Raw genomic sequence first — 267 nt, 5'->3', positions numbered from 1 at the left:
TCCCGAAGCTGTGAACCGAAGCCCCAGTAAACGGCGGCCGTAACTATAACGGTCCTAAGGTAGCGAAATTCCTTGTCAGGTAAATTCTGACCCGCACGAATGGCGTAACGACTTGGGCGCTGTCTCAACGAGAGATCCGGTGAAATTTTAATACCTGTGAAGATGCAGGTTACCCGCGACAAGACGGAAAGACCCCATGGAGCTTTACTGCAGCTTGATATTGAATTTGGGTACGATCTGTACAGGATAGGTGGGAGCCTTTGAAGC

1 rRNA gene is annotated in these 267 nt (G+C 50.2%); it reads left to right on the top strand.

Annotation, left to right across the window (positions count from 1 at the left end):
- Positions 1–267: ribosomal RNA gene (locus FS628_RS30630) — 23S ribosomal RNA — on the top strand; the annotation flags it as partial.

The sequence above is a fragment of the Paenibacillus xylanexedens genome, assembly GCF_007676705.1.
GTDB lineage: Bacteria > Bacillota > Bacilli > Paenibacillales > Paenibacillaceae > Paenibacillus > Paenibacillus xylanexedens_C.
The sequence above is the reverse complement of the archived record's forward strand: the minus strand, read 5'-3'. Positions and strand labels throughout refer to the sequence as shown.